Consider the following 7643-nt stretch of genomic DNA (forward strand, 5'->3'; position numbering starts at 1 on the left):
GACAGCATCGAGTTGGTGCCGACCTTTTTCTGGGCGCGCTCGATGGGGCGCCACTCCTGTGCGGGCAGTGGATCGTCGTCAGGGTTGGGGCCGCGAAGCGTCATGACATCGGAGATTGCGGTCAGATCCCGGGTCCGGCCAGGTTGCGCCGATCCGTAGAATGAGGACAGCGGCGTCGATCCGGCCATCCCCGGGGAGCCTTCGGAAGAACAGCCCGCACCTGCAGTGCCGGGCCCAGTAGAGCCGAACGGGTAGGCCCGTCACAGCCCAGCGATGAGCGGCCACGCCTAGGTGTGGCAAGCGGGGTGGTACCGCGGCGCATGCGCATCAGCGCATCGTCGTCCCCGTGCCAGACGACGGCACTTGGAGACGACGCGCAGTGACCGAGAACACCTATCCGAAGCCGGTGGCCGGCGCTCCCGATTTGCCGGCACTCGAACTCGAGGTACTCGACTACTGGGCGAGCGACGACACATTCCGAGCCAGCATCGAACGTCGTGCGGACGCCCCTGAGTACGTCTTCTACGACGGGCCGCCCTTCGCCAACGGTCTCCCGCACTACGGGCACCTGCTCACCGGCTACGTCAAGGACATCGTCCCGCGCTACCGCACCATGCGTGGCTTCAAGGTCGAACGCCGCTTCGGCTGGGACACCCACGGCCTGCCGGCCGAACTCGAGGTCGAGCGGCAGCTGGGCATCACCGACAAATCCCAGATCGACGCGATGGGCATCGCCGCCTTCAACGACGCCTGCCGCGAATCGGTATTGCGGTACACCGACGAATGGCGTGCCTACGTCACCCGCCAGGCCCGCTGGGTCGACTTCGACCACGACTACAAGACACTCGATCTGCCCTACATGGAGTCGGTCATCTGGGCGTTCAAACAGTTGTGGGACAAAGGATTGGCCTACGAGGGTTATCGGGTCTTGCCGTACTGCTGGCGTGACGAAACCCCACTGTCCAACCACGAGCTGCGGATGGACGACGACGTCTACCAGAGCCGGCAGGATCCGGCCCTCACGGTCGGATTCGCCGTCACCGACGGGAATTTGGCGGGCGCGCATCTGCTGGTGTGGACCACGACGCCGTGGACCCTGCCGTCGAACCAGGCGGTCGCCGTCAACCCCGACGTCAGCTATGTGCAGGTGCAGGCCGGCGAGCACCGCGTCGTGCTTGCCGAGGCCCGACTGGCCGCCTACGCGAGGGAATTCGGCGAAGAGCCCGACGTACTGGGCAGCTACCGGGGCAGCGAGCTGGTCGGTACCAGGTATCGGCCGCCGTTTCCGTATTTCATGGACTCTCCCAACGCTTTTCAGGTGCTGGAGGCCGACTTCGTCACCACCGATGACGGCACCGGGATCGTGCATCTGGCACCGGCTTACGGCGAGGACGACAAGGCGACCGCCGACAAAGTCGGCATCGTGCCGGTGACACCGGTCGACGCCAAAGGCCGATTCGACGTCACCGTGCCGGATTACCGGGGCCAGCACGTCTTCGACGCCAACCCGCAGATCATCCGGGATCTCAAGAATCACACCGGACCAGCCGCTGCCAACGGTGCGGTGCTGATCCGGCAGGAGACCTACGACCACCCGTACCCGCACTGCTGGCGATGCCGCAATCCGCTGATCTACCGGGCGGTGTCATCGTGGTTCATCCAGGTCACCGACTTCCGCGACCGGATGGTCGAACTCAACCAGCAGATCACCTGGTATCCCGAGCACGTCAAGGACGGCCAGTTCGGCAAGTGGCTGCAGGGTGCCCGCGACTGGTCGATCTCGCGAAATCGCTACTGGGGAACCCCGATTCCGGTGTGGGTTTCCGATGATCCGGCCTACCCGCGGATCGATGTCTACGGCAGCCTCGACGAGTTGGAGCGCGACTTCGGTACTCGGCCGGACAATCTGCACCGGCCCTACATCGACGAGCTCACCCGGCCCAACCCCGACGACCCGTCCGGTCAGTCGACCATGCGGCGCATCCCGGACGTGTTCGACGTGTGGTTCGACTCCGGCTCGATGCCGTATGCCCAGGTGCACTACCCGTTTGAGAACCGCGACTGGTTCGACAGCCATTACCCGGGCGACTTCATCGTCGAGTACATCGGGCAGACCCGTGGCTGGTTTTACACCTTGCATGTGCTGGCCACCGCGTTGTTCGACCGGCCCGCGTTCAAAACCTGTGTCGCGCACGGGATCGTGTTGGGCAGCGACGGTGCGAAGATGAGCAAGTCGCTGCGCAACTACCCCGACGTGAGCGAGGTCTTCGACCGTGACGGCTCCGACGCGATGCGCTGGTTCCTGATGGCCTCGCCGATTCTGCGCGGCGGCAATCTGATCGTCACCGAGCAGGGCATCCGTGACGGGGTGCGCCAGGTGCTGTTGCCGTTCTGGAACGCCTACAGCTTCCTGGCGCTCTATGACCCGAAAGTCGGTACCTGGCGCGTGGATTCGCGCCACGTCCTGGATCGCTACATCCTGGCCAAGTTGGCGGTACTGCGTGACGACTTGACGAAGGCGTTGGACGGCTGCGACATCTCGGGGGCCTGCGAGCAGTTGCGTCAGTTCACCGAGGCATTGACGAACTGGTATGTGCGACGGTCGCGTTCGCGGTTCTGGGAGGAAGACCCCGACGCGATCGACACCCTGCACACGGTGCTGGAGGTGACGGCACGGCTCGCGGCGCCGCTGCTGCCGATGACGACCGAGATCATCTGGCGCGGGATTACCGGCGAGCGTTCGGTGCACCTGTCCGATTGGCCGGCGCCTGATCAACTGCCGGCGGACGCCGCATTGGTTGACGCGATGGACCAGGTTCGCGAGGTCTGCTCGGTGGCGTCGTCGCTGCGTAAAGCAAAGAAGCTGCGGGTGCGGCTACCGCTGCCGAAACTGACTGTGGCGGTGGAGAATCCGGAGCGGCTCGCGCCGTTCACCGATCTGATCGCCGACGAGCTCAACGTCAAGGCGGTCGAGCTCACCGACGACATCGCGGGCTACGGGCGCTTCGAGCTGACGGTCAACGCCAAGGCCGCCGGCCCGCGGCTGGGCAAAGACGTCCAGGCCGCGATCAAGGCGGTCAAGGCGGGCGAGGGCGTCGTCAACCAAGACGGCACGCTGACCGCCGGCCCGGTGGTGCTGCAGCCCGAGGAGTACAGCTCGCGACTAGTCGCGGCCGACCCGGAGTACACCGCGCCGCTGCCGGGCGGAGCGGGACTGGTGGTCTTGGACGCCACCGTGACCCCCGAGCTCGAGGCCGAGGGCTGGGCCAAGGACCGCATCCGCGAACTGCAGGAGCTGCGCAAGTCTGCCGGCCTCGATGTGTCCGATCGGATCAGCGTGGTGATGTCGGTGCCGGCCGAGCGCGTCGAGTGGGCAGCGGCGCACCGCGACCTGATCGCCGGGGAAATCCTGGCCACCAGCTTCTGGTTCGGTGAACCAGGTTCTGCCGCCGTGGAGATCGGTGACGGCGTGCGGGTGTCGCTGGTCCGGGCTTGAGATCGGTGGGAAACCGGGCCCAGTGGCTGTGGATGGGGGAGCCGGTGCACGGGCGAATCTGCCTATCCTGTGAATTCGAAAGTGCTTTTACCGCGCTGCTTTCCGAGTAACGGTGTCGATGGATGCACTCTCGTTGAGGATGGGTCGTTGACAAGGACGAGTCGTGGAATCACCGTTCGTGGGAACTGAAGCATTGCGTGCGGGAACGCTGTCCGAGCACGAGCTTCGGCTGTCCTGCACGCGCGTCTACCGCAACGTATACCTGCGCCGCGGGCCCGAGCTGAGCGCGGAAAGCCGGGCTCTCGCCGCATGGCTCTGGTCGGGCCGACAGGCCGTCGTAGCGGGCAACTCCGCGGCTGCTTTGCTCGGCGCCAAGTGGGTCGACGCGCGAGCTCCCGCCGAGCTGATCTGCGACCGGAAACGTCCGCCGCCGCTGATCATCACCCGCAACGAGACGCTGCTTACCGGTGAGACGGTGACCGTCAACGCCATCCCCGTGACGTCGCCCGCCCGTACCGCGTTCGACCTCGGTCGGCGGCCCGGGCTGCAGAAGGCCGTCATCCGCGTGGACGCGTTGGCTCGGGCCACCGGAGTGACGGCCGCCGATGTCGCGGCGGTGGCCGACCATCACCGCGGTGCTCGAGGTATCAGGCAGTTGCGTCGGATGTTGCCGCTCGTCGATGCCGGTGCCGAATCGCCGCAGGAGTCCAGGACCAGGTTGCTGGTGGTCGCGGCGGGGCTACCACGACCGGAAACACAGATTGAGGTGCTCGACGACTGGGGTCGTGTACTGGCCCGCATCGATATGGGGTGGCCGCAAGTCAAAGTTGGCATCGAATACGACGGTTCGCAGCACTGGACGGATTCGCGTATCCGCACGAACGACATCGACCGCACCGCGGAGCTACAGCGTCGGGGATGGATCCTGATCCGAGTGAGCGCCGATCTGCTGCGGTATCGCCCCGACGTCGTCATAGCCCGCGTCCGTGAGGCGCTACGCACCCGCGGCTGGCAGGTGTGACGCAGCGAAAGTGCTCCTATCGAGGCGTTTCTCGAGTAGCCGGATCGGTAGTTGCACTCTCGTCGGTGGCGTTCACATGTCCGCCGCGCAATAACATCGGTGATCGTGGATTCCCGCTGGGTGCTGCACCTCGACATGGACGCGTTCTTCGCGTCCGTCGAGCAGCTGACCCGGCCCACCCTGCGAGGCCGGCCGGTGCTGGTCGGCGGGCGGGGCGGTCGCGGGGTCGTGGCCGGCGCCAGCTACGAATCGCGGGTGTTCGGCGCGCGCTCGGCGATGCCGATGCATCAGGCGCGCCGGTTGATCGGCGTGACGGCGGTGGTGCTGCCGCCGCGCGGAGCGGTGTACAGCGTGGCCAGCCGGCGGGTGTTCCACATGGTGCGCGGGCTGATTCCCGTCGTCGAGCAGTTGTCATTCGACGAAGCCTTCGGCGAGCCGACCGAATTAGCCGGTGCAACGGCGACGGAAGTGGAAGACTTTTGCGCGCAATTGCGGCGACGGGTGCACGAGGAGACCGGGCTGATCGCTTCGGTCGGCGCCGGATCGGGCAAGCAGATCGCCAAGATCGCCTCCGGTTTGGCGAAACCCGATGGCATCGCGGTCATCCGGCGCGCCGACGAGGAGCGGCTGCTCGATGGTCTCGCGGTGCGCAAGCTCTGGGGCATCGGGCCGGTCGCCGACGAAAAGCTACATCGACTGGGTATCGAGACCATCGGTGAGTTGGCCGCGCTGAGCGAAGCCGAGGTGGCCAGCATCCTGGGTGCCACGATCGGGCCCGCATTGCACCGGCTCGCGCGCGGGCTCGACGACCGCCCGGTGGCCGAACGAGCAGAAGCCAAGCAGATCAGTGCCGAGTCCACCTTCGCAGCCGACCTGACCACGCTCGAGGAGCTACGTGAGGCAATCGCCCCGATCGCCGAGCATGCCCATCAACGGCTGTGCCGAGACGGCCGCGGCGCGCGGACCGTCACGGTCAAGTTGAAGAAGGCGGACATGAGCACGCTGACCCGGTCGGCGACACTGCCTTACGCCACCACCGAGGCCGCAGCGCTGACCACCATGGCTCGTCGGCTACTTCTGGACCCGCGCGAGGTCGGTCCGATTCGGCTTCTTGGCGTGGGCTTTTCGGGTTTGACCGACGTGCGGCAGGACTCGCTGTTCCCGGACCTGGAGCTGACCATGTCCGACACCGACCTGGACGGTCCACCGCCGGAGCGGGACGCCGCGGTCGTCCCGCCCGTGACCGCCACTACGGGGTGGCGAATCGGCGATGACGTCGCGCACCGCGAGCTGGGTCACGGCTGGGTGCAGGGCGCCGGGCACGGCGTGGTCACCGTCCGATTCGAAACCCGTGGCAGCGGCCCGGGCCCGGCGCGCACCTTCGCCTCCGACACCGACGACATCGCTGCGGCGAACCCGATCGACAGCCTCGACTGGGCTGACTACCTCGCGGACGTGGCATCAGAGCCCCCGCTCGACGACGTCTCCCACGGATAGCCCCGCGGCCAGCGCCGCCATTGTGAGCACCCTGGCCTGGCTCGGCGGCAGCACCGGCACCATCACAGCCCCGGCGTCGACCAGGTCGCGGCCAGGGCCGTAGCCCGGGCTGACCCCGCCGCCGACCACCCGGGTCGACACCGCGACCGTGACACCGTCGCGGCAGTGCTGTTGCACCCGGGCGATCACGGCCTCGGGAACGTTGCCCGATCCCATAGCCTCGAGCACGATGCCGCGGGCCCCCGCAGCCACCAACGCGTCGATCGCGATCGCGTCGCCGCCGGCATAGGTCGCGACGATGTCGACGCGTGGGGCGCTGGCCGCGATCAACTCGCCCAGGTAAGGCTGAATCTTCCTGCGCACCAGTGTTACTTCGCTGTTGACGACGCCAACAAGCTCGCCGGCGAAGCCGATGCCCCGGGCCACCTTGTGCAGGCCGGACGGTCGCAGAATCTGACCCGCAAAGGACACCAGGACGCCGATGTCGCGCGCGTCGGGGGCGGCGGCCACCGTCACCGCGTCGCGCAGATTGGCCGGTCCGTCCGCATCGGGGGCGTCCGCACCGCGCATCGCACCGGTGATCACCAGCGGGGCGGCGCCGGCGTAGGTGAGGTCCAGCCACAGCGCCGTCTCCTCGAGGGTGTCGGTGCCGTGCGTCACGACCACGCCGCGGGCACCGCCATCGGCGGCGGACCGGACCGCCGCGCCGATCACGTCCCAGTCGGCCGGGGTCATCTGCGAGCTGTCTTTGGCCATTACATCGATCACGTCGACGTCGAGGCCGGCGGCGAGATCCGCGCCGCGGTGCACCGGACGCTGCACCCCGTCGGGCGCTGCTCTGCTGGCGATGGTCCCGCCGGTGGCGATGACGGTCACGCGGCTCATGGCGAAATCATCCCGCATCGGCAGGCGCTGCGGATCGGCGCCGGCAGACTAGTGGATGATGGAGGCGTGACGGACCAACCAGCGGGATCGGCGGATCCGGTGACCGCGGCGGACAAGGCAGAAGAAGCCGAGGCCAAGCCGCGCCGTCGCCTGCCGCTGTTGCTGTCGGTCGCCGCCGTCGTTCTGGCGCTGGACATCGTGACCAAGGTGCTCGCGGTCAAGCTGCTGACCCCCGGCCAGTCGGTGCCGCTCATCGGCGACACCGTGACCTGGACGTTGGTCCGTAACTCCGGGGCCGCATTCTCCATGGCGACCGGTTACACCTGGATGCTGACCCTGATCGCCAGCGCGGTGGTGGTCGGCATCATCTGGATGGGCCGACGGCTGGTGTCGACGGGATGGGCCATCGGCCTCGGGATGATCCTGGGCGGCGCCACGGGCAACCTCGTCGATCGCTTCTTCCGCGCACCCGGTCCGCTGCGTGGGCATGTCGTGGACTTTTTGTCGATCGGGTGGTGGCCGGTGTTCAACGTCGCCGACCCCTCGGTCGTCGGTGGGGCTATCCTGCTGGTCACGCTGTCGGCGCTCGGTTTCGATTTCGACACCGTCGGTCGTCGCGCCGACGACGATGCGGAGTCTGGCGACGCGGAGGAGCGGCGCCATGGGGTGCGCGCCGACGACGATGCGGAGTCTGGCGACGCGGAGGAGCGGCGCCATGGGGTGCGCGCCGACGACGATGCGGAG

Annotated in this window: 6 protein-coding genes; 4 read left to right on the forward strand and 2 right to left on the reverse strand. The window is 67.5% G+C overall.

Annotated elements, in window-relative coordinates:
* The coding region (locus tag AC2VOU_RS19640) for a hypothetical protein (RefSeq protein WP_486958867.1) at positions 1 to 188 on the reverse strand (188 nt) is incomplete at its 3' end.
* A gap of 191 nt (positions 189 to 379) precedes the next feature.
* Here AC2VOU_RS19640 and ileS point away from each other — a divergent pair.
* From ileS to AC2VOU_RS19655, 3 genes are all read left to right on the forward strand, one after another.
* Entirely contained in the window at positions 380 to 3496 is a 3117-nt protein-coding gene (gene ileS / locus AC2VOU_RS19645) for an isoleucine--tRNA ligase (protein WP_486958868.1), read from the forward strand.
* A 163-nt stretch (positions 3497 to 3659) separates the two neighbouring features.
* On the forward strand, positions 3660 to 4517 hold the full coding sequence (locus AC2VOU_RS19650; protein ID WP_486958869.1) for a DUF559 domain-containing protein: 858 nt from the start codon (positions 3660 to 3662) through the stop codon (positions 4515 to 4517).
* 105 nt (positions 4518 to 4622) lie between these two features.
* On the forward strand, positions 4623 to 6014 hold the full coding sequence (locus AC2VOU_RS19655) for a DNA polymerase IV (protein ID WP_486958870.1): 1392 nt from the start codon (positions 4623 to 4625) through the stop codon (positions 6012 to 6014).
* On the opposite strand, the gene AC2VOU_RS19660 is transcribed toward AC2VOU_RS19655, so the two are convergent.
* Positions 5979 to 6899, reverse strand: a complete 921-nt coding sequence (locus AC2VOU_RS19660) for an asparaginase (protein WP_486958871.1) — start codon at positions 6897 to 6899, stop codon at positions 5979 to 5981. The two genes, AC2VOU_RS19655 and AC2VOU_RS19660, sit on opposite strands and share 36 nt — an antisense overlap.
* Before the next feature lie 66 nt (positions 6900 to 6965).
* Between AC2VOU_RS19660 and lspA the strand changes: the two genes are divergently transcribed.
* Positions 6966 to 7643: signal peptidase II (gene lspA / locus AC2VOU_RS19665; protein ID WP_486958872.1), on the forward strand; the 678-nt coding region annotated here is incomplete at its 3' end.

It is taken from the genome of Mycobacterium sp. TH-M25, assembly GCF_057473665.1.